Below are 538 nucleotides of genomic sequence, written 5' to 3'. Positions count from 1 at the left end.
CCTGTAACGACGACATGGATCTATACCTATCTACTTCGTCAATTAACTGGGTGAATCAATTCCACAGTTCTAAGCGTTTCGTTGTGGACTTTAACGGTACCAACCGCGAGATCCGCAACAGTCAGTACGGCGCGATGAAAGTAAAAGATGGCATCGTTGATTGCTTTGAGAAGAAAGGCTTACCTCGACCAAACATCAGCAAAGAACGTCCTGATATTCGCGTTCATGTTCGCCTTCACAAAGATAAAGCTATCTTAGGTGTTGATATGGTAGGCAGTGGCCTTCATCAACGTGGCTACCGTCCGGAATCTGGCCGTGCACCACTTCGTGAAACATTAGCAGCGGCGATCATTATGCGTTGTGGTTGGGACGGTCATCAGCCACTTCTCGATCCAATGTGTGGTTCTGGTACGTTACTGATTGAAGCGGCTATGATGGCTGCAAATATGGCTCCTGGTGTAAAACGAAAGCAATGGTGCTTTGAATCACTTGAAGACTTTGAGCCAGATACATGGGCTGAAATCAAATCAGAAGCAAA

The 538-nt window shown here is 46.3% G+C and carries 1 protein-coding gene; it reads left to right on the top strand.

Translation table 11 applies throughout. The features are described 5' to 3' along the window. On the top strand, window positions 1-538 hold a 538-nt coding region (locus tag R7R78_RS28985; protein ID WP_225474952.1), incomplete at both ends, for a THUMP domain-containing protein.

Source organism: Vibrio sp. 2134-1, assembly GCF_033339495.1.
Note: the sequence above shows the minus strand (reverse complement) of the source record. Positions and strands in the feature narration are given on the sequence as shown.